At 70.9% G+C, this 19,454-nt stretch carries 19 protein-coding genes and 1 riboswitch; of the genes, 11 read left to right on the top strand and 8 right to left on the bottom strand.

Annotation, left to right across the window (positions count from 1 at the left end; translation table 11 throughout):
* The first annotated feature begins 61 nt into the window (after positions 1–61).
* Together WS96_RS03385 and WS96_RS03380 are read left to right on the top strand one after the other, a co-directional pair.
* A complete protein-coding gene (locus tag WS96_RS03385) occupies positions 62–634 on the top strand; it encodes a DUF1993 domain-containing protein (protein WP_034207304.1) in 573 nt (190 codons plus the stop codon).
* 30 nt (positions 635–664) lie between these two features.
* On the top strand, positions 665–991 hold the full coding sequence (locus tag WS96_RS03380; RefSeq protein ID WP_034207305.1) for a low molecular weight protein tyrosine phosphatase family protein: 327 nt from the start codon (positions 665–667) through the stop codon (positions 989–991).
* A gap of 33 nt (positions 992–1,024) precedes the next feature.
* Here the strand turns inward: WS96_RS03380 and WS96_RS03375 are convergent, their stop codons facing one another.
* A complete protein-coding gene (locus WS96_RS03375; RefSeq protein ID WP_034207306.1) occupies positions 1,025–1,447 on the bottom strand; it encodes an NUDIX hydrolase in 423 nt (140 codons plus the stop codon).
* A gap of 152 nt (positions 1,448–1,599) precedes the next feature.
* Positions 1,600–1,860, bottom strand: coding sequence for a hypothetical protein (locus WS96_RS03370; protein WP_059830671.1), 261 nt, complete (start codon positions 1,858–1,860; stop codon positions 1,600–1,602).
* A gap of 278 nt (positions 1,861–2,138) precedes the next feature.
* On the opposite strand from WS96_RS03370, the gene WS96_RS03365 reads away from it, so the two are divergent.
* The 4 genes from WS96_RS03365 to WS96_RS03350 all read left to right on the top strand — a co-directional run bounded on the left by WS96_RS03365 (position 2,139) and on the right by WS96_RS03350 (position 6,845).
* Positions 2,139–3,314 carry a CaiB/BaiF CoA transferase family protein gene (locus tag WS96_RS03365; protein WP_059830669.1) on the top strand — a complete coding sequence of 392 codons (1,176 nt, stop codon included), beginning with the start codon at positions 2,139–2,141 and terminating at the stop codon, positions 3,312–3,314.
* A 133-nt stretch (positions 3,315–3,447) separates the two neighbouring features.
* On the top strand, positions 3,448–4,749 hold the full coding sequence (locus tag WS96_RS03360; protein WP_059830668.1) for a CitMHS family transporter: 1,302 nt from the start codon (positions 3,448–3,450) through the stop codon (positions 4,747–4,749).
* A gap of 125 nt (positions 4,750–4,874) precedes the next feature.
* On the top strand, positions 4,875–6,041 hold the full coding sequence (locus WS96_RS03355) for an acyl-CoA dehydrogenase family protein (RefSeq protein ID WP_059830666.1): 1,167 nt from the start codon (positions 4,875–4,877) through the stop codon (positions 6,039–6,041).
* 60 nt (positions 6,042–6,101) lie between these two features.
* Positions 6,102–6,845 carry an IclR family transcriptional regulator gene (locus WS96_RS03350; protein ID WP_059830665.1) on the top strand — a complete coding sequence of 248 codons (744 nt, stop codon included), beginning with the start codon at positions 6,102–6,104 and terminating at the stop codon, positions 6,843–6,845.
* A 102-nt stretch (positions 6,846–6,947) separates the two neighbouring features.
* Here WS96_RS03350 and WS96_RS03345 read toward each other — a convergent pair whose 3' ends face one another.
* From WS96_RS03345 to cobG, 5 genes are all read right to left on the bottom strand, one after another.
* Positions 6,948–8,303 carry a chitinase gene (locus WS96_RS03345; protein ID WP_059830663.1) on the bottom strand — a complete coding sequence of 452 codons (1,356 nt, stop codon included), beginning with the start codon at positions 8,301–8,303 and terminating at the stop codon, positions 6,948–6,950.
* A gap of 334 nt (positions 8,304–8,637) precedes the next feature.
* Positions 8,638–10,347 carry a precorrin-3B C(17)-methyltransferase gene (gene cobJ / locus WS96_RS03340; protein WP_059830661.1) on the bottom strand — a complete coding sequence of 570 codons (1,710 nt, stop codon included), beginning with the start codon at positions 10,345–10,347 and terminating at the stop codon, positions 8,638–8,640.
* Positions 10,344–11,078, bottom strand: a complete 735-nt coding sequence (locus WS96_RS03335) for a precorrin-2 C(20)-methyltransferase (RefSeq protein WP_050012643.1) — start codon at positions 11,076–11,078, stop codon at positions 10,344–10,346. The genes cobJ and WS96_RS03335 overlap by 4 nt, the downstream gene beginning before the upstream one ends.
* Positions 11,075–11,701 carry a precorrin-8X methylmutase gene (locus tag WS96_RS03330; protein WP_034207315.1) on the bottom strand — a complete coding sequence of 209 codons (627 nt, stop codon included), beginning with the start codon at positions 11,699–11,701 and terminating at the stop codon, positions 11,075–11,077. The genes WS96_RS03335 and WS96_RS03330 overlap by 4 nt, the downstream gene beginning before the upstream one ends.
* Positions 11,694–13,049, bottom strand: coding sequence for a precorrin-3B synthase (cobG, locus tag WS96_RS03325; protein ID WP_306454025.1), 1,356 nt, complete (start codon positions 13,047–13,049; stop codon positions 11,694–11,696). The genes WS96_RS03330 and cobG overlap by 8 nt, the downstream gene beginning before the upstream one ends.
* Positions 13,050–13,156: 107 nt before the next feature.
* Positions 13,157–13,346, bottom strand: a riboswitch (cobalamin riboswitch).
* Between the two features lie 202 nt (positions 13,347–13,548).
* On the opposite strand from cobG, the gene WS96_RS03320 reads away from it, so the two are divergent.
* The 4 genes from WS96_RS03320 to cobM are packed head-to-tail and all read left to right on the top strand — an operon-like array spanning position 13,549 to position 17,398.
* Complete coding sequence (locus tag WS96_RS03320) at positions 13,549–14,811, top strand: bifunctional cobalt-precorrin-7 (C(5))-methyltransferase/cobalt-precorrin-6B (C(15))-methyltransferase (RefSeq protein ID WP_059830904.1); 1,263 nt, start codon at positions 13,549–13,551, stop codon at positions 14,809–14,811.
* Positions 14,811–15,899 carry a cobalt-precorrin-5B (C(1))-methyltransferase gene (locus WS96_RS03315; RefSeq protein WP_059830657.1) on the top strand — a complete coding sequence of 363 codons (1,089 nt, stop codon included), beginning with the start codon at positions 14,811–14,813 and terminating at the stop codon, positions 15,897–15,899. The genes WS96_RS03320 and WS96_RS03315 overlap by 1 nt, the downstream gene beginning before the upstream one ends.
* Positions 15,896–16,627 (top strand): cobalt-precorrin-6A reductase, encoded by a 732-nt coding sequence (locus WS96_RS03310; RefSeq protein ID WP_034207318.1) that lies wholly within the window; start codon positions 15,896–15,898, stop codon positions 16,625–16,627. Before WS96_RS03315 ends, WS96_RS03310 begins: the two co-directional genes overlap by 4 nt.
* 42 nt (positions 16,628–16,669) lie before the next feature.
* Positions 16,670–17,398 (top strand): precorrin-4 C(11)-methyltransferase, encoded by a 729-nt coding sequence (cobM, locus tag WS96_RS03305; RefSeq protein ID WP_059830655.1) that lies wholly within the window; start codon positions 16,670–16,672, stop codon positions 17,396–17,398.
* 117 nt (positions 17,399–17,515) lie between these two features.
* On the opposite strand, the gene WS96_RS03300 is transcribed toward cobM, so the two are convergent.
* Positions 17,516–18,694: an MFS transporter gene (locus WS96_RS03300; RefSeq protein ID WP_059830653.1), complete on the bottom strand. Its 1,179-nt coding sequence runs from the start codon at positions 18,692–18,694 to the stop codon at positions 17,516–17,518.
* 130 nt (positions 18,695–18,824) lie between these two features.
* Here WS96_RS03300 and WS96_RS03295 point away from each other — a divergent pair, with 130 nt between their 5' ends.
* On the top strand, positions 18,825–19,340 hold the full coding sequence (locus WS96_RS03295) for a MarR family winged helix-turn-helix transcriptional regulator (RefSeq protein WP_059830652.1): 516 nt from the start codon (positions 18,825–18,827) through the stop codon (positions 19,338–19,340).
* Positions 19,341–19,454 lie beyond the last annotated feature (114 nt).

The following is a 19,454-nucleotide window of genomic DNA, read 5'->3' as shown; positions in this document are numbered from 1 at the left end:
GATGCAGGCTTGCGCCGACGCTGCTATCGTGTGACGCGAACCCCAGTACAGGAGCGCGCGCGTGTCACCGACCCAACTTCTCGTTCCGACCTACACCCAGATGCTGCGGGCGCAGTCCGCGTGGCTCGACAAGGCCGTCGCGCACCGGCAGTCCGCCGGCGACGAACCCGACGCGGCGATGACGCTGAGGCTGGCGCCCGACATGTATCCGCTCGCCGCCCAGGTGCGCTTTTCGTGTTTCCAGGCGATGGAGCCGGTCCATCGGCTGCGCGGCGAACCGCTGCCGGCGGCATTGCTCGCGTTGCGCGAGGCGGGCTGGAACGCCGATGCGCAACCCGGTTCGCCGGCCGATGCGCAGGCGATCATCGCCGGCACGCTCGCCTTTCTCGGCGAACTCGCGCCGGATGCGCTCGATGGCGGCGCAGCGCTGCCGATCACGCTCGAGCTACCGAACGGGATCGCGTTCGACATGACGGGCGAACAGTACGTGCGCGACTGGGCGCTGCCGCAGTTCTACTTCCATGCGATCGCTGCGTACGCGATCCTGCGCCATCACGGCGTCGAGCTCGGCAAGGCCGATTACGTGCCGCACATGCTCGCGTACGTCCGGCCGGGCACGATTCCGCAAGGCTGAGCCGGCCTCTCGGGGCGGCCCTGAAGCGACATGACACGGGCACTGTTCATCTGCAGCCGCAACCGGCTACGCAGCCCGACGGCCGAAGCGGTGTTCGCCGCGTGGCCCGGCATCGAAACCGACTCCGCGGGCCTCGCGCCCGACGCGGACGTACGGCTGTCCGCCGAGCAGCTCGACTGGGCGGACATCGTGTTCGTGATGGAGCGCGCGCACAAGGCGCGACTGTCGGCGCAATTCGGTGCGCATCTGAAGCACCGGAAGATCGTCTGCCTCGACATCCCCGACCGCTACGCGTTCATGCAGCCCGAACTCGTCGCACTGCTCGAACGCAAGGCCGGCCCGTTCCTGCGCGCGTAATCGCCGCGGTCGGCAGCCGAGCCGGCATCGACCTCAGCGAAGCGGCCCGCTCGCGAGCGCAGAGAAACAGTCGAGCCGCAGCAACTCGATGATCTTGCGCGTCGGCACGCTGGCGCGCAGCGTGTCGAGCCGGTCGACGGTGAACCACTTGCAGCGGGCGATCTCGTTGCTCGCGCGCGGCGTCAGGTGCGCCGGCACGTCGGCCACGAACACGTGATGCAGCTTCGTCAGCCCGCCGAACTGCACCGCGTAGTCGAGCGCGAGCCCCTCCAGCCGCGTTTCCTCCGCGAGTTCCCGCAGCGCGGCTTCGAGCGGCGTCTCGCCGCGCCGGATCGTGCCGCCCGGTAGCGACCAGCGCGCCGCGGTGCGCGCGACCAGCAGCACGCTGCTGCGCTGGCGGCACACGATCGTGGCGCGTTCCTTGTTGACGGCGAGGGTATCCGGCCCGGTGCTCATGTTCTGGCAAAACAGGTGCTGAATCGTGGAGGAAAGGCCCGTCGGCTGCGCAGGGTTCGGCAGCAGGCGGCGACGGCATGCAAGCCGCCGCGCCGATGTTACCGGCCGTTCGTGACAATCGCGTGCACCGCGGTCGCACCACGGTCGCCAGCTCACGCGTGCGTGTAGATCCCGCCGCGCGCCGGCTTCACGGGGCGCGAATGGCGGCGCTTGTGAACGGCATGCCGGTGACGAGGCGACGGCGCGGTGACGTGCCGGCGTGCGGGCGCGGGCCGAACCGCCGGCGCGGCAGCGTGCGGCGCCGCGCCCGGCATGCCGGTTTGTCCTTCGCCGAAGTGGAAAGTCTGGTTTTGCGCGTACGCGACGCCCAGCGTCGACGCCAGCACGAAGGCCGCCAGCCACAACCGTTTCATGAATGTTCCGCCTTGTTTGGGTAGGGATGAATGTCGCCCGCCAGCTTAGCCAACGGCGGGGTGCGATCGCAACCGGCGCGCGTTCGCTGCCGTTCCCGCTCGTGCACGCCGATGTCGTCCGCGCGGCAGCCGGGTCCATCCCAGCTTGACAACGTAATTCGTGAGTGTGAATATAAATTCACGCACAAGAATTATTCGTCGAATCCGGAGAAACCGCGCCGCACGCGCCGGGCCGCCGGAACCGGCAGTTCGATCAACCGGAACCAGGAGCGAGACGCATGGCGGAACACGAGCAGCAGGGCGCGCTGGCGGGACTGCGCATCATCGATCTGTCGCGGGTGCTGGGCGGTCCGTACGCGACCCAGATCCTCGCCGATCACGGCGCGGAGGTAATCAAGGTCGAACCGCCGTCCGGCGACGAAACGCGCACGTGGGGCCCGCCGTTCGACGGCGACACCGCGTCGTACTTCCTCGGCGTGAACCGCAACAAGCTCGGCATCGCGCTCGACCTGACGCAGCCGGCCGATCGCGAGCGGCTGCTCGGGCTGCTCGAACACGCGGACGCACTGGTCGAGAACTTCAAGATCGGCACGATGGAGCGCTGGGGGCTCGGGTTCGACGCGCTGCATGCGCGGTTTCCGCGCCTCGTCCATTGCCGCGTGTCGGGTTTCGGCGCGGATGGCCCGCTCGGCGGGCTGCCGGGCTACGACGCGGCCGTGCAGGCGCTCGCGGGGCTGATGAGCGTCAACGGCGAAGCCGGCGGCGCGCCGCTGCGCGTCGGCGTGCCGATCGTCGATCTCGTCACGGGGCTGAACGCGGCGCTCGGCGTGCTGATGGCGCTGCGCGAGCGCGACGCCAGCGGCCGCGGCCAGTTCGTCGAGTCGACGCTGTTCGACTGCGCGCTGTCGATCCTTCATCCGCATACGCCGAACTTCTTCCATTCCGGCAACGCGCCCGTGCGCACCGGCAACGCGCATCCGAACATCACGCCGTACGACAGCTTTCCGACGGCGGGCGTCGACATCTTTCTGGCGGTCGGCAACAACGGGCAGTTCGCCGCGCTGTGCGACGTGCTCGGCACGCGCGACTGGCTCGGCGATCCGCGCTTCGCGGACAACCGCGCGCGCAGCCAGCATCGGACCGTGCTGCGCACGCTGCTCGAAACGGCGCTGGCCGCGCACGACGGCGCCGTGCTCGCCGAGCAGCTGATGCGTCGCGGCGTGCCGTGCGCGCCCGTGCTCGGGCTCGATGCGGCGCTCGACCACCCGCATGTCGCGCATCGGCGGATGAAGGTCGAACTGGGTCGGCATCGCGGCATCGCGTCGCCGATCAAGCTCGGCCGCACGCCGGCCACGTATCGGCGTCCGCCGCCCGCGCTGAACGAACATGCGGCGCAGGTGTTCGCGGACGACGAAGGCAACGACAACGGCAACGCCGACGACGGCCGGAGCTGACCGGCATCGCGGCCGCCAGCCGTGCCGTACCGCGGCGCACGGCCGCGCGTCGCGCGCACCATCATTCGGACATCACGCCGGCCCGCGCGTCGACACGCACCGACATGCGCACCGGCTGAAGAGGAGACGCATCATGCTCGCATGGATCGGCGCGGTCGCCATCGTCGCGCTGTTCGGCCTGATCATCACGAAGCGGCTGTCGCCGCTCGTCGCGCTGATCGTCGTGCCGGTGGCCGCGTCGCTCGCGGCCGGTTTCGGGCTGCAGACCGGCAAGTTCGTCGTGCACGGCGTACAGAACATCGGCCCGATCGCCGGGATGTTCGTTTTTGCGATTCTTTTTTTCGGCATCCTGACCGACGCGGGGATGCTCGACCCGATCATCGCCGGCGTGCTGCGCGTGATCGGCTGCCATCCGCCGCGCATCGTGATGGGCTCGGCGCTGCTCGCACTGCTGATCCATCTCGACGGCTCCGGCGCGGTCACGTTTCTCGTCACGCTGCCCGCGATGATGCCGCTCTATACGCGGCTCGGGATGGATCGCAGCATCCTCGCGTGCGTCGCGTCGATGGCGGCCGGCGTCAACTTCCTGCCGTGGGTCGGGCCGATGCTGCGTGCGTCGGCGGCGCTGCACATTCCCGGCTCGGCGATTTTCATGCCGATGATTCCGGTGCAGGTCGTCGGGCTCGCGTTCGTATTCGGCACCGCCTGGGTGCTCGGCGTGCGCGAGGCGAAGCGGCTCGGGCTCGACCGCGCCGGCGCCGCATCGATCGCGATCGCGCCGCGCGAGCTGACCGACGCCGAACGCGCGTTGCGCCGGCCGGGACGATTCGGGATCAACGTCGCGCTGACGCTCGTCGTGCTCGTCACGCTCGTGTCGGGCATCGTCGACCCGATGGTGATGTTCATGCTCGGCACGGTCGCCGCGCTCGTGATCAATTACCCGGACGTCCAGGCGCAGCGCGAGCGGATCGACGCGCATGCGAAGGCCGCGCTGATGATGGCGAGCGTGCTGCTCGCGGCCGGCGCGTTCACGGGAATCATGTCCGGCACCGGGATGCTCAAGGCGATGGCCGAGGTCGTCGTCGCGCACGTGCCCATCGAGCATGCGCGCCACATACCGTTCGTGCTCGGGCTGCTGTCGATGCCGCTCAGCCTGCTGTTCGACCCCGATTCGTTCTACTTCGGCGTGCTGCCCGTGCTCGCGGAAAGCGGCAAGCTGCTCGGCGTGCCGCCGATCCAGATGGCGCAGGCCGCGCTGCTCGGCCAGATGACGACGGGCTTCCCGGTGAGCCCGCTCACGCCCGCGACGTTCCTGATCGTCGGCCTGACCGGCGTCGAGCTCGCCGAGCACCAGAAATTCACGATTCCGTTCCTGGTCGCCGCCACCGTGCTGATGGTATTCGCCGCGGTCGCGACGGGCGTGTTTCCGTTATGACCGTGCGCGTTGCCCCGACGCCACGTGCCGGCCGCCCGAAAGCGTTTCGTCGGCGCGACGGCCGGGGCGGCCCGGTGTCGTCGCGAAGGCGGCGCGGCCGTTCACGTTTTCCTGGAGAGCAATCCATGCAGTTCGACCTGACCGACGACCAGCGCGCGATCGAAAGCGCGATCGAGAAAATCTGCGAGCGCTTCGGCGACGACTACTGGCTCGAACGCGATCGCGCGGGCGGGTTTCCGGCCGATTTCCACGCGGCGCTCGCCGACGCCGGCTGGCTCGGCATCGCGATGGATCCGGCCTACGGCGGCGCCGGGCTCGGGATGACCGAAGCCGCGCTGATGATGCGCACGATCAGCGCGTCGGGCGCCGGCCTGTCCGGCGCGTCGGCCGTGCACATGAACATCTTCGGGTTGAACCCGGTGCAGGTGTTCGGCGACGACGCGCAGAAGGCGCGCTTCCTGCCGCCGCTGATCGCCGGGCGCGACAAGGCGTGTTTCGCGGTGACCGAACCCGACGCCGGGCTCGACACCACGCACCTGAGCACGCAGGCGCGCTGCGACGGCGATCACTACGTGCTGAGCGGGCGCAAGATCTGGATCTCGACCGCGCAGGTGGCGAACAAGATGCTGATCATCGCGCGCACGACGCCGCTCGACCAGGTCGCGCAACCGACCGACGGGCTGAGCCTGTTCTATACCGACCTCGACCGTTCGCGCGTCGAGGTGCGCGAAATCGAGAAGATGGGCCGCAAGGCGGTCGATTCGAACATGCTGTTCATCGACAACCTGCGCGTGTCGCACGACGACCTGATCGGCCACGAAGGCGACGGCTTCCGCTATCTGCTGCACGGCCTGAACCCCGAACGGATCCTGATCGCCGCCGAGGCGATCGGGCTCGGGCAGGCCGCGCTGCGCCGCGCGACGCAGTATGCGTGCGAGCGCGTCGTGTTCGGCCGGCCGATCGGGCAGAACCAGTCGATCCAGCATCCGCTCGCACAGGCGTGGATGCAGCTCGAAGCCGCTTGGCTGATGGTGATGAAGGCCGCGACGCGCTACGACGCGGGCCAGTCGTGCGGCGCGGAGGCGAACGCGGCGAAATACCTCGGCGCGGAAGCCGCGTTCCAGGCCTGCCAGACGGCGATCGCGACGCACGGCGGGATGGGGTATGCGAAGGAATACCATGTCGAGCGCTACCTGCGCGAGTGTATGATTCCGAGGCTCGCGCCCGTGAGTCCGCAACTGATCCTGTGCTACATCGCGGAGAAGGTGCTCGGGCTGCCGAAGTCGTACTGACCGTACCGACCCGGCGGCTCGCCCGGCGCGCGGTTTCCCGTTCCGAATCAAGCGCTCGTCATGGACGTCAAACTCGTTGCCCGCACGCTCGACCTGTTCGAGCTGTTCGCCGCCGAACGGCGGCCGCTGCCGCTGACCGAACTCGCGCGCCTGCTCAACGTGCCGGCATCGAGCTGTCTGGCGATGGCGCGCACGCTCGTGAGCCGCGGCTACCTGTACGAAGTGCGCAGGCGCGGCGGCTACTATCCGACGCGACGCCTGCAGACGGTCGCCGCCGCGATCGACGCGACCGATCCGGTCGTCGACATCGTGCATCCGCACCTCGTCGCGCTGCGCGACGCGAGCCGCGAAACCGCCGTGCTCGGCAAGATCCAGGGCGTGTCGGTCACGTACCTCGACGTCGTCGAATCCGAGCAGGCGATCCGTTACACGCGCCAGCCGGGCGAGCTGCGCCCGCTGCATGCGAACTCGATCGGCAAGGCGATCTTCGCGGAACTCGCGAGCGACGCGCAGCAGACGCTCGGCGCGCAACTGCCGTTCGAACGCTTCACCGACGCGACGGTGGCCGACCTGCCGGCGCTCGTCGCGCAGACCGCGCGGTTTCGCGAGCTCGGCTGGGCGGAGAACGTCGGCGAGAGCGCGCCCGAACTGTCGGCGATCGCGGTTGCGCTGATGCTCGACGGCGACTGGTACGGGCTGTCGGTCGTCGGGCCGACCGAGCGGATTCGCCAGCATCGCGACGCGCATGCGGCGCTGCTCGTCGACGCGAAGGCGCGGCTGCTGGCCGAGCACGCACGCGGGTAGGGCAGCGGCACCCGACGGCGCCGGCAGCGGGCCGTGTCCGGCGTGCGGTCCTGCCACGCCGGACACGGCCCGCCGCGCGTCACGCGCCGGCCCGTCGCACCGTCACGACTTCACCCACACGCCGCCCGCGCTCGGGTTGTCGCCCTGCGTCCACCATTTCGCGCAATACTTCGCGCCCTGGTACGTCACGCACGTGCCGCCCTGGTAGGCGGTCGTCGCCGACCACGCGGGCGTGCCGCCGCCGACCGGCTTCCACACGGCCGCCTGCCCGGGCACGTCGCCCTGCGTCCACCACTGCGCCTGATACGTCGTGCCCTGGTAGGTGACCGTCGCGCCGGCCGTATAGACCTGGCCGGCCGCCCACGGTGCGCCCGGCTGCGGCGTGCCGCCGTTCGTGCCGCCGCCGTAGTTCGGGTCCTGTGTGACGCCCGCGCCCCACTTGCCGTCGAGCTTCTTGAAGATCGTCGCAAACGCGTACGGCTGCTGCGCGACGCCCGAGCAGGTCGGCGACGCATACGTGCCGCCCGACGGGCACGCCTGGTCGCGGCCGACCGACCAGTTTCCGAAGAAGCCGTAGCCGTTCGCGACTGCCGCGTTCAGCACGGTCTGCGCATTCGCGAGCGTGAACGTCTCGCCCTGCACGTCGTTGACGCCGATCATCGGCGTGACGCCGACCGTCTGCCACAGCTGCGCATTCGTCTTCGGCTGGCCGGCCGACTTGAACGCCGTGTCGAGCTGCGAGTAGAGCGCCTGCGCGGCGCTGATCGCCGCGGCGCCCATGTCGATGTTCGCCGGGCCGTAATCCATCGCCATCACGTTGACCGCGTCGAACGCAGTCTTGTTCGCGATGGCCGCGTTGACGACGTTCACGCCGTCCTGCGTGAGCCCGGTCGGCATCGTCGGCAGCGTCAGCGTCACGTGCAGCGGCTTGCCCTTCGCCGCGTAGTCGGCTTGCAGTTGCGCGACGGCCTGGAAGTTGCGCGCGATCGCCGCCGTGTCCTGCTGCGACCCGCCTTCGATGTCGAAGTCGACATGGGTGAGGCCATACGTGTCGATCACCGTCTGGTACGCGGTTTTCAGCGCGGGGACCGTCGAGCACGCCTGCATCAGCGGCGTGCCGTTCGCACCGCCGAACGACACGGCGACTTCGCCGCCTTTCGCGCGGTAGCTCGCGATCGACGTGGACAGCGCAGTCAGCAGGTCGCCGCTCGCGCCGTTGCCGATCGGCTGCACGCCGCCCCACGACGGCACGCAGCCGTTGCCCGCGACCACGAACGCGAGCGTGAACTGCTGGATGCCCTGGCGCACGCCGATCTGGTCGACCAGCGGTGTCGGATAGAGCGTCACGTCGACATAGGGCGCATAGACGCCGGCACCGTGCGACACGCTCGCCATCGCGAGCAGACAACCCGCGGCAAACGCACGGGGAACGAAACGCGTCAACGCATTGTTGTTCATTCTGTGTTCTCCAAGTGGAAGAGGGATACGCTGGCCTGCGTATCGCCGCCGATGGGGCGGCACGTGCCCCGCCGGCGGCGTGCCTATCTTGGAGGATTCGCATCGAATAGGGAATTTAGGTGTTCTTCTTTTTGTTATTCGATTCCCGATACGTAACGAACTTGCCGATTCGGTCGCATTTCGAAACGCAGGGCGGGCACTTTTTCCGACCGATCGCGCGACGCGGTGCGCATGGACCGGTTCCAGCGAACCGGCGACGCGCCGGCATGTCGACTTCCGGTGCGCGCGCATCCGCATTCACGCGAGCGCCGCCGGATGCGGAACGCCGCGGCCTTCAGCGATACCAGCGCGGCGTATAGACCCATTCGCGCGCGTTGCCGATCGCGAAGCGCCGCGTCGTCGACGAGCCGACGATCACCATCGTGCGCATGTCGACCTGGTCGCCGCGTAGCGCGCCGAGGGTCGTCGTCGAAAGCGTCGCACCCGGCCGGCCGATGTCGCGGCCGAGCACGACCACCGTGTCGGCCGTGCGATACGCGCGCACGATATCGAGCGCACGGTCGAGCTGCCACGGCCGCGCGCGCGAAATCGGGTTGTAGAACGCCATCACGAGATCGGCTTGCGCCGCATGCCGCAGGCGGGTCTCGATCACGTCCCACGGCTTCAGGTTGTCCGACAGCGAGATCGCGCAGAAGTCGTGGCCGAGCGGCGCGCCGGCCTGCGCGGCCGTCGCGAGCGACGCCGAGATGCCGGGCTCCACGCGCAGATCGACCGCGGCCCATCGCGGGTCGCGCGCTGCGTCGAGCGCTTCGAGCACGGCCGCGGCCATCGCGAATACGCCGGGGTCGCCCGACGATACGACCGCGACGCGGCGGCCCTCGGCCGCCAGTTCGAACGCATGGCGTGCGCGCTGCATTTCCTCGCGATTGTCGGTGCCGTGCACGCGCTGGTCTGCCCGAAACGGGCCGGCCATGTTCACGTAGGTCGTATAGCCGAGGATGTCGGTCGCGTCCGCGAGCGCCGCGCGCGCGGCCGGCGTGAGCCATGCGGCGTCGCCCGGGCCGAGACCGAGTACCGTCAGGCGGCCGCGCGCGCGGCCGAGCGTCGCGGGATCGACCGGATGCGATGCGACCGCGCACGCGAGGCCGTTCGATTCTTCACGCAGCGAGTGGGGAACGCGCAATGCGCGAGCGAGCAGCGTGGCGGCGTCGGCGGGCGTGTCGCTGTCGCTATCGGCGAAGCGCAGCGGCACGTCGAGCGTGCTCGCCGCTGCTTCCAGTGCGGCGTCGCCGATCGCCGATGCGGGCGCGACGATGGCCGCGAGCGCCAGCCGGGCGAGACCCTGTTCGTCGAGCGTGGCTGCGACGCGCGCGGCCAGCGCTTCGTCGGCATGCACGGCATGAGCGGCGACGCCGACCACCACGCTGCGCGGATGGATCACGAGTTCGTCGCGCGCGCCACGCCACGCGTCGGGCGTCACGCGAATCGCGTGCGCGGCTGCGGCATCACGGGGCAGCGCGACGTCGTCGAGCCACGGCGCGGCGCCGTCGATACGCGTCGACGCACCCGCGAGCAGGTCGGACACGAAGCGCTTGCCCTGCGCGAGATCGGCGAGCGCATAGCCTTCCGGCGGATTGAGCACGCACGCGCCGAAGCGCAGTTCGCCGCTCGTCGTGATCGCGGGCGCGACGCCGACGCATTCGGCGATTTCGCGCGCGATCGCGTTGACGCCCGTCAGCCCGCCGAGCAGCGGCACGACGGCCGAACCGTCTTCCGCGACCGCGAGCACCGGCGGCTCGACGCCCTTGTCGGCGAGCGCGGGCGCGAGGCAGCGGATCACGATGCCGGCCGCGCACAGCGCGACGATCGGCAAGCCGCGCGCATACAGTTCGCGCAGGTGCGCGCCGAGTTCGTCGAACGGCACGTCGGCGTCGACGCGCGACGCGAGCCCGTGCACACGGGCGCCCGGGTAACGCATCTGGATGCGTCGCGCGGTATCGAGCGCGCTCGCGCCGAGAATCACGATCGCGGGCGGCGTCGTCATCCTTGCCATTTTTCCCCCGGCACGACGAGCAGCGAGAAATACGGCGACGCCATCGGATCGACCTCGTCGAGCGGCACGATGCGCTGGTTCGCCATCGTCGCGCGCTCGACGTACAGCGCGCGCTTCGCGAGCCCGAGTTCGTCGAGCACGCGCCGCACCTTGTCGAAGTTGCGGCCGAGCTTCATCACGACCGCCGCATCGGCGCGCGCGAGCCGCTCGCGCAGCTCGTGCTCGGGCAGCACGCCCGACAGCACCGACAGGCTCTGGTTGCGATAGACGAGCGGCTGGCCGAGCACCGCCGTGCCGCCGAGCATCGCGCACACGCCGGGGATCACCTCGGTGTCGTAACGCGGCGCGAGGCGGTCGTGCAGGTACATGTACGAGCCGTAGAAGAACGGGTCGCCCTCGCAGATCACCGCGACGTCGCGGCCCGCATCGAGGTGCGCCGCGACGATCTCGGCCGCGGTGTCGTAGAAATCGGCGATCACCGTCTCGTAGCACAGCGGTGGCGGCAGCGCCTCGGTCGTCACCGGATAGACGAGCGGCAATTGCGTCTGCCCGTCGAGCAGGTGCGCTTCGACGATGCCGTACGCATTGCCTTTCTTGCCCTTCGCGACGAAATACGCGACCACGGGCGCCGCCTGCAGCACGCGCAGCGCCTTGATCGTCATCAGTTCGGGATCGCCGGGGCCGACGCCGACCCCGAACAGCCGTCCGCGCGCGCGCGTCATTCGACCTCCGTCGCCAGCGCATTGACCGCGGCGGCGGCCATCGCGCTGCCGCCGCGCCGGCCGAGCAGCGCGACGTACGGCACGCCGCGGCTGTCGGCATCGAGCATCGCCTTCGATTCGGCCGCGCCGATGAAGCCGACCGGGAAACCGAGGATCAGCGCGGGGCGCGGCGCGCCGGCGTCGATCATGTCGAGCAGGTGGAACAGTGCGGTCGGCGCGTTGCCGATCGCGACGACGCTGCCCGCGAGATGCGGGCGCCACAGTTCGAGCGCGGCGGCCGAACGCGTGTTGCCGAGGTGCCGCGCGAGGTCGGGCACCTCCGGCTCGCCGAGCGTGCAGATCACGCGATTGGCCGCCGGCAGCCGCGCGCGCGTGATGCCTTCGGCGACCATCCTCGCGTCGCACAGGATCGGCGCGCCGGCCGCGAGCGCCGCGCGGCCGGCCGCGCCGGCACCGGCCGAGAAGCGCAGGTCGTACACGACGTCGACCATCCCGCATGCGTGGATCACGCGCACCGCGAGTTTCTCGAGATCGGGCGGAACCCGCGACAGGTCGGCCTCGGCGCGGATCGTCGCGAACGACTGGCGGTAGATTTCCTGCCCGTCGCGAATGTAGTCAAGCATCGGTGGTGTCCTGGCTGTGCCGCGCGTCCATGAGCCGGACGGCGGCCTGATCAATCGTCAGATGGCGCGCGAGCGGGGCGCCGAGGCCCGCGGCCGCGTCGCGCCGGTAAAGGTCGTAATGCGCGGGCGCCACCGCGACGAGCGTATGCGCGGCCGGGTGCGGCAGCGCGCAGTGGCGCTCGCAACCGGTCAGATGCACGTCGAGCGGATGGCCGACGCGCGCGGCGAGTGCGCGCGCGTCGTGTTTCGTGTCGGCGCGCGCTTTCGCGCAGCCCGTGCTGCCGGTGCAGGCGACGAGCGCGGCCAGCGGGTCGGACGATGCGCACACGAGGCCGAGCGACGCGAGTGCGTCGCGCATCGCGGCCGCGCGCTCGTTCGGCACGCCGTGCACGAACACGCCTTGCCACGGCGTCATCGACAGCGTGCCGTCGCCGTCGGCTTCGGCCAGTGCGGCGAGCCGCTCCAGTTGGGCCGCGTCGAGTCGCCCGAGCGCGAATTGCGCGCCGACGCTGCAACGCGCCGTGTCGCGCGACGGGCGCGCGCCGAAACGCAGCGCAGGGTCGACGCGCGTGCGCCGCCAGCCGGCAAGCGCCGGATCGGCCGCGAGCGGGAAGGGCAGGTAGTGTTGCGCGCGCGCGAGCAGCGCGGGCTCGCCGCAGGTCGCAAGCAATGCGCGCATCCGCGTGACGTCGGTCGGCGCGAGATCGAGGAACGCGAGCAGCAGCGCGCGAACCAGTGCCACGCCCTGATCGGCGGACACGTCGACCGAAGCGGGCCGATCGCCGTGCGCCACCGGCGGACAGCCGGCCAGCCCCGCCGCGAGACGTACCGCGCCGTCGCCGCGGCGCCACGCGGCCAGCCAGATGTCGTGCGGATGATCGAGCGCCGCGACCGTTTCGCCGCCGTCGAGCTGGATCGAGAATTTCGGTGACAATTCGCCGCGGCGCGGCTCGCTCGCGAGCATGTCGAGCAGCGGCACGGCGAGCGCGTGGCTGTCGACGAGTGCGGCGGGGTCGTGCCCGGCAAGCGGGCTCACCATCACGTTGCGGACGTCGTCGCTCGCCGCGAGCGCGGCCGCATCGGCGGTGTCGGCGCTTGCGCGCGGGCCGAGCCCTGCATCGAGCAACGCGCGCGCCAGCGCATCGGCCGCGCCGTCGCGAATGCCGCGTAGCTGGAGATTCGCGCGATTGGTCGCATCGATCGCGCCGGAGCCGTACAGGCGCGCGGCGGCGGCGATCGTGCGCGCCTGGCGCGCGTCGAGCCGGCCGCCCGGCAGCTTGATCCGGCACAGCCCGCCGTCGGCGGCCGCGACCACGCGCACGAGCCCCGGGCAGGCCGACGGGCGCACGGCGGACGACGCAGGAATCGAATCGGGAACGGAACTCAACGGGATAGCGCAACAGTGTGGCGCCGCGGCCAACGCATCGGTACACCCCGCCCGACGCCGACTGGCACGCACGCACTTTCTGGCCGGCAGGTCTCCTGGCTGACAGGTCGGCGCCGGCTCCCGGCCTTCCCGGTGAAACCAGTGGCATGAGGGGGGATCGGCTCGCTGTCTACAGTTGCGGGGGCAGCCACAGCGGCGCGCGGTGCGCCCTGTGTTCCCTCTTCGGCCCCGAAGGGCACCGGCGAACGAACGGCCGTAGGATACCCGATTTCGGCCACGATTCGCGACCGGCTGGCCGTTCGCGGCGGGCGGCGCAGGCAATGCCCGGGCGCGAGCGGGCGGCCGGATGAAACGCGGAGTGGAACACGGTACCATGCCGTTTTTCGCCATGCGGACGGCCGCATCGGCGCTTTCGGGGCCGCGCGGCGACACGATGAAATCGAACGATGGGGAAGGGTGGATGACGGCGTGGCTGACGGTAGTGGGCATCGGCGACGACGGTTACGCGGGGCTCGGACGCCACGCGCGGCGCGCGCTGCTCGACGCGACGCGCGTGGTCGGCGCGAAACGGCATCTCGACATGCTGCCCGCACGGCTGCGGGCGACGCGCGAAGCATGGCCGTCGCCGTTCGACCTGTCGGGGCTGCTCGCACGCCGCGGCGCGCCCGTGTGCGTGCTCGCGAGCGGCGACCCGATGCTGTTCGGCGTCGGCGCGACGCTCGCCCGTGTGCTTTCTCCCGACGAATGGCGCGTGCTGCCCGCCCCGTCGTCGCTGTCGCTCGCGGCCGCACGCCTTGGCTGGGCGCTGCAGGACGTGGGCGCGGTCTCGCTCGTCGGGCGGCCGCTCGCGACGCTGGCGCGCCATCTGCTGCCGGGCCGGCGCCTGTTCGTGCTGAGCGCCGACGGCCGCACGCCGGCCGCCGTCGCGGCCGAACTCGCCGCCCGCGGTTTCGGGCCGACGCGCGTCAGCGTGTTCGAACACCTCGGCGGCCCGCTCGAGCGACGGATCGATGGCCTCGCGCAAGACTGGAACGTCGACGAAACCGCCGCGCTCAATCTCGTCGCGCTCGACTGCCAGGCGGGCCCCGACGCGCCGCGCCGCGCGCTCACGCCCGGCCTGCCCGACGACGCGTACCGTCACGACGGCCAGCTCACCAAGCGCGACCTGCGCGCGATGACGCTCGGGCGACTCGCGCCCGCGCCCGGCGAACTGCTGTGGGACGTCGGCGCCGGCAGCGGCTCGATCGGCATCGAATGGATGCGTGCGCATCCATCGTGCCAGGCGATCGCGATCGAAGGGCATGCGGAGCGGCAGCGTTTCATCGAACACAACCGCGAGACGCTCGGCGTGCCGGGCCTGCAACTCGTCGCGGGCCGTGCGCCCGCTGCGCTCGCGGGGCTCGCCGCGCCCGACGCGATCTTCATCGGCGGCGGCGCGACGGCGCCCGGCGTGCTCGACGCGTGCTGGGCGTCGCTGAAACCCGGCGGGCGGCTGGTCGCGAACGCGGTCACGCTGCAGGGCGAGATGGCGCTCGCCGCGTGGCGCGATGGGCACGGCGGCACGCTCACGCGCGTGTCGCTCGCGCATGCCGAACCGCTCGGCCGCTTCGATACCTGGCGACAGCCGCTGCCGGTCACGCTGTACGACGTGCGCAAGCCCGACGCGGCCGATACGGCCGGCTCGTCGACCCCGTCGAATCCGTCGAACGCAACGGACGCGTGATGCGCGACGAAACCCCCGAACAGCCCGCGCCGCTGCGCTTCGGCTACACGACCGGCAGTTGCGCGACCGCGACGTCGCTCGCGGCCGCGCGACTGCTGCTCGCGGGCCACGCGGACGACGCGGTCGAGATCGTGCTGCCGAAGGGACAGCGCGTGATGATGCGTCTCGAATTCTGCCGCGCCACGGCCGACGGCGCCGAAGCCGGCACGATCAAGGATGCCGGCGACGATCCGGACGTCACGCACGGCGCGCTGATCTTCGCGCGCGTCGCGCTCGCGGCGGCGCCCGGCGTGCGCTTTCATGCCGGGCCGGGCGTCGGCACGGTCACGCGGGCGGGGCTCACGCTGCCGGTCGGCGAGCCGGCGATCAACCCGGTGCCGCGCCGGATGATGACCACGCACCTGGAAGCGCTCGCCGCCGAGCACGGCTACGCGGGCGGCTTCGACGTGACGATCGGTGTCGACGGCGGCGAGGCGCTCGCGCTGAAGACGATGAACCCGCGCCTGGGCATCGTCGGCGGGCTGTCGATCCTCGGCACGACCGGCATCGTGCGGCCGTTCTCGTGTTCGGCCTATATCGCGTCGATCCATCAGGGCATCGACGTCGCGCGAGCGAACGGCATCGCGCACATCGCCGCCTGCACGGGCAACGCGAGCGAGGACGCGATGCGCGCGCACTACCGTCTGCCCGATATGGCGCTGATCGAGATGGGCGACTTCGCGGGCGCGGTGCTCAAGCACCTGCGGCGCGCGCCGGTCGCGCGCCTGTCGATGTGCGGCGGCTTCGGCAAGCTGAGCAAGCTCGCGGCCGGCCATCTCGACCTGCACAGTCGCCATTCGAGCATCGATCTGCCGCTGCTCGCGCAATGGGCGGCCGAAGCCGGCGCGAGCGATGCGCTGCAGGCCGCGATGCGCGTCGCGAACACGAGCCAGGAAGCGTTGAAACTCGCGCAAACCGATGGCGTGCCGCTCGGCGATCTCGTTTGCGCACATGCGTTGCAGGTGGCGCGCGACATCGTGCCGCCGTCGGTCGCGGTCGAGATGTTCGCGATCGACCGGCAGGGCCGCTTCGTCGGGGAGGCGCGATGAGCCCGCGCATTCTGCTGCTCGGCGGCACCGGCGATGCGCTGAAAATCGCGCGTGCGCTCGGCCCGCATCATGTTTATAGTCTCGCCGGCCTCGGCAAGACGCCCGACGATCTGCGCTGCGACGTGCGCGTCGGCGGTTTCGGCGGCGCAGCCGGGCTCGCCGCGTATCTTCGCGACGCCGGCATCGGCCTCGTGATCGACGCGACGCATCCGTATGCCGCGCAAATCAGCGCGAACGCCGCGGCGGCGACGCGCGACGCGGGCGTGCCGCTATGGGCGCTGCGCCGCGCGCCGTGGACGCCGCAACCGGGCGACGACTGGCGGATGGTCGACGACTGGGCCGGCATCGAGGCCGCGCTCGCGCCGTTCAGGCGCCCGCTGTTCACGCTCGGCCGCGAACCGCTCGCGCATCTCGACACGATCCCGCCGCACCAGTTCTGGCTCGTGCGCTGCCTCGACGCGCATCCCGGCAACGCCCGCGCACAGGTCGTCGCCGCGCGCGGGCCGTTCACGCCCGACGGCGAGCGCGCGCTGTTCGCGCTGGCGGGGATCGACGTCGTCGTCAGCAAGAACAGCGGCGGCGCGGCCACCGAGGCCAAGCTCGACGTCGCACGCGAACGCAGGCTGCCGGTCGTGATGCTGCGCCGGCCGCCGCTGCCCGATGCCGACCGCGCGTTCGACTCGGTCGCGGCGCTCGTCGACGCACTCGATCCGGCCGCGCGCGCCTGACGCGACGCAGCGGTCATCCCACGAATTGACGGAGAAATTTCGATGACGGTGTATTTCATCGGCGCCGGCCCCGGCGACCCGGAGCTGATCACGGTGAAGGGCCAGCGCCTCGTGCGCACGTGCCCGGTGATCCTGTATGCGGGCTCGCTCGTGCCGGCCGCCGTGCTCGACGGTCATCGCGCGGAGCAGGTCGTCAACACGGCCGAACTCGACCTCGATGCGATCGTCGCACTGCTTGCCGCCGCGCATGCGAAAGGGCAGGACATCGCGCGCGTGCATTCGGGCGACCCGTCGCTGTACGGCGCGATCGGCGAGCAGATCCGCCGTCTGAAAGCGCTCGGGATCCCGTACGAAATCGTGCCGGGCGTGACGGCCACGGCCGCGTGCGCGGCGACGCTCGGCGTCGAGCTGACGCTGCCCGGCGTCGCGCAGACGGTGATCCTCACGCGCTTTGCGGGCAAGACGACGATGCCGGAAGGCGAAGCGCTCGGCTCGCTCGCCGCGCACCGCGCGACGCTCGCGATCCATCTCGGCGTGCGCCATCTCGCGCGCATCGTCGACGAAGTGCTGCCGCATTACGGCGCCGATTGCCCGGTGGCGGTGATCTATCGCGCGAGCTGGCCCGACGAGGAACGCGTGACGGGCACGCTGGCCGACATCGTCGGCAAGGTGCAGGGCACGCGGATCGAGCGCACCGCGCTGATCCTGATTGGCCGCGTGCTCGACGCCGAAGGGTTCGCGGATTCGACGCTGTACGCGAGCGCGGGCTGAACGCGCCAGCGCCGTGGAGCCGGGTATCTGGACGGGCCGCGAGGATATTGCTGGTGCGAGCATGCCGGGGACGACACCGGACATGCTCGCACCCGCGCCGCTGGCCCGCGGCGTCGCTCAGGCCCGCGCGACGTGCCGCACCCGTTTTGGCGCAAACCCGGACGCGAGCACGAACAGCACGACACACAGGCACGCCATCGCGATCCATGCGGGCGTCAGGTCCGCGAGATGCTGGCGCACGATGCCGGCCGCGAATGGAAACAAGCCGGCGATCAAATAGCCGACACCCTGCACGAACCCCGTTAGCGACGCGGCATCAGCCGGCGTCGCCGCATGGTCGACCGTAACGATCAGCGACAGCGGAAACAGTGCGCCGATTCCCGCGCCAAGCAGCAGCGCGGCCGGCAGCGCGAGCGCGTCGGGTGCGGCCAGCATCACCAGCAACCCGACGCATAGCGACGCGATCGCCGCATGCAGCGCGGGCCGGCGATCAGGCAGATGGTCGATCGTCGCGGAGATCGTCAGCCCCGCGACGACTTCCGCGAGCGTCACGCCGCCGAGCAGGCTACCCGCCGCGGTCGGCGACCAGCCGAGCCGCATGTAGTACGGCGGCAGCCATGCGAGCACGAGCGTGTAGGCGCCCGTCGCGATGCCGAAGAACAGCGCGAGTCGCCAGGCGCGCGGCGAACGCGACGGCCGCGCGCCCGATCCGGATGCCCGCCCGCCGGCCAGCGCGTCGCCGCCGCGGCTCGCCAGCGGCCACGCCAATGCGGCGAGCGCCGCCGGCAGCGCCCAGCCGGCGAGCGCGGCAAGCCAGCCCCAGCGCGCCGCGGCGAACGGCGCGACGACGCTCGCGAGCACCGCGCCGCCCATGATCGACGTCGAATAGACGCCCATCGCGCCGCCGATGCGCGTCGCGAAATGCGCCTTCACGAAGCCGGGCAACAGCGCCTGCACCATCGCGATTCCGACGCCCGCGCAGCACGCGCTCGCGAGCAGCAGCCATGCGTGCTGCGCGCCGACGCGCGATGCGCAAGCCAGTCCGATCAACGCGACGCCGAGCCACACGCCGCCCGCGATCCCGGTGATGCGCTGCAGGCGCCGCGCGCCCAGCGCGCCGAACCCCATCAGCAGGATCGGGATCGTCGTCAGCAGGCTCGCCGCGCCGTCGCCGATACCGGTCGTGCGCTGGATCATGTCAAGCAGCGGGCCGATCGCGGCGAGCGCCGGCCGCAGGTTCAGCCCGACGAGCACGATCGCGGCGAGCCGCCATCCGCGGGAAGTGAAGCGATTCATTACAGGGCCCTCGATATCGGTGCGCGGCTGCCCGCGAGGCGCCGCGCGTTTTTCAGGTAAAGTATCTCGACATCAAGATAAATGATGATTTATCTCGACGTCAAGATAACTGGCAGGCCAAGGAGGGTTAATGGATCGAGCCGAGCATGCGCTCGCGCAATGGCGCGTGGAGCGCCCGGATCTCGACGCAACGTCGATGGTGGTGATGGGGCGGCTGCAGGAAGCCGCGCTCGTGATCGCGCGCGACCGTCTCAATCCGCTGTTCGCGCGCTACGGCATGCAGCCGGGCGAATTCGACGTGCTCGCGACGCTGCGGCGCAGCGGTGCGCCGTTCGCGCTGACGCCGACCGCGCTGTACGACGCGCTGATGATGTCGTCGGGCGGGATGACCGCGCGCATCGACCGGCTGCAGAAGGCCGGCTGGGTCGAGCGCCGGCCGAACCCGGCCGACGGGCGCGGCACGCTGGTCGCGCTGACCGACGCCGGGCGTGCGCTGATCGACGAAGCGGTGGTCGCGCACATCGACAACCAGCGCGATCTGCTGGCCGCGTTGTCGGAGGCGGAACAGGCGCAGTTGTCGGAACTGCTGGGCAAGCTGCTGACCGGGCTGGAAAATCCTGCACCGGAAGCGCGCGGCGGAAAGTAGCGCCGCCGGATGCGTGATGCCGGCGCACCGCGCGGGCAAAAAAATGCCCGCCGCGCAATGCGGCGGGCCTGGCTCGAGCAGCGCGCAGGCCGCACACGGCGAGCCCGCGCTGCT

The sequence above is a fragment of the Burkholderia sp. MSMB1835 genome (assembly GCF_001526365.1).
Lineage (GTDB): Bacteria > Pseudomonadota > Gammaproteobacteria > Burkholderiales > Burkholderiaceae > Burkholderia.
Note: the sequence above shows the minus strand (reverse complement) of the source record. Positions and strands in the feature narration are given on the sequence as shown.

Bases quoted from the DNA above. Each gene is read 5' to 3' on its own strand.
- WS96_RS03380 (WP_034207305.1), top strand. From the start codon at position 665: ATGACACGGGCACTGTTCATCTGCAGCCGCAACCGGCTACGCAGCCCG.
- WS96_RS03375 (WP_034207306.1), bottom strand. From the start codon at position 1,447: ATGAGCACCGGGCCGGATACCCTCGCCGTCAACAAGGAACGCGCCACG.
- WS96_RS03370 (WP_059830671.1), bottom strand. From the start codon at position 1,860: ATGAAACGGTTGTGGCTGGCGGCCTTCGTGCTGGCGTCGACGCTGGGC.
- WS96_RS03365 (WP_059830669.1), top strand. From the start codon at position 2,139: ATGGCGGAACACGAGCAGCAGGGCGCGCTGGCGGGACTGCGCATCATC.
- WS96_RS03360 (WP_059830668.1), top strand. From the start codon at position 3,448: ATGCTCGCATGGATCGGCGCGGTCGCCATCGTCGCGCTGTTCGGCCTG.
- WS96_RS03355 (WP_059830666.1), top strand. From the start codon at position 4,875: ATGCAGTTCGACCTGACCGACGACCAGCGCGCGATCGAAAGCGCGATC.
- WS96_RS03350 (WP_059830665.1), top strand. From the start codon at position 6,102: ATGGACGTCAAACTCGTTGCCCGCACGCTCGACCTGTTCGAGCTGTTC.
- WS96_RS03345 (WP_059830663.1), bottom strand. From the start codon at position 8,303: ATGAACAACAATGCGTTGACGCGTTTCGTTCCCCGTGCGTTTGCCGCG.
- cobJ (WP_059830661.1), bottom strand. From the start codon at position 10,347: ATGACGACGCCGCCCGCGATCGTGATTCTCGGCGCGAGCGCGCTCGAT.
- WS96_RS03335 (WP_050012643.1), bottom strand. From the start codon at position 11,078: ATGACGCGCGCGCGCGGACGGCTGTTCGGGGTCGGCGTCGGCCCCGGC.
- WS96_RS03330 (WP_034207315.1), bottom strand. From the start codon at position 11,701: ATGCTTGACTACATTCGCGACGGGCAGGAAATCTACCGCCAGTCGTTC.
- WS96_RS03320 (WP_059830904.1), top strand. From the start codon at position 13,549: ATGACGGCGTGGCTGACGGTAGTGGGCATCGGCGACGACGGTTACGCG.
- WS96_RS03315 (WP_059830657.1), top strand. From the start codon at position 14,811: ATGCGCGACGAAACCCCCGAACAGCCCGCGCCGCTGCGCTTCGGCTAC.
- WS96_RS03310 (WP_034207318.1), top strand. From the start codon at position 15,896: ATGAGCCCGCGCATTCTGCTGCTCGGCGGCACCGGCGATGCGCTGAAA.
- cobM (WP_059830655.1), top strand. From the start codon at position 16,670: ATGACGGTGTATTTCATCGGCGCCGGCCCCGGCGACCCGGAGCTGATC.
- WS96_RS03300 (WP_059830653.1), bottom strand. From the start codon at position 18,694: ATGAATCGCTTCACTTCCCGCGGATGGCGGCTCGCCGCGATCGTGCTC.
- WS96_RS03295 (WP_059830652.1), top strand. From the start codon at position 18,825: ATGGATCGAGCCGAGCATGCGCTCGCGCAATGGCGCGTGGAGCGCCCG.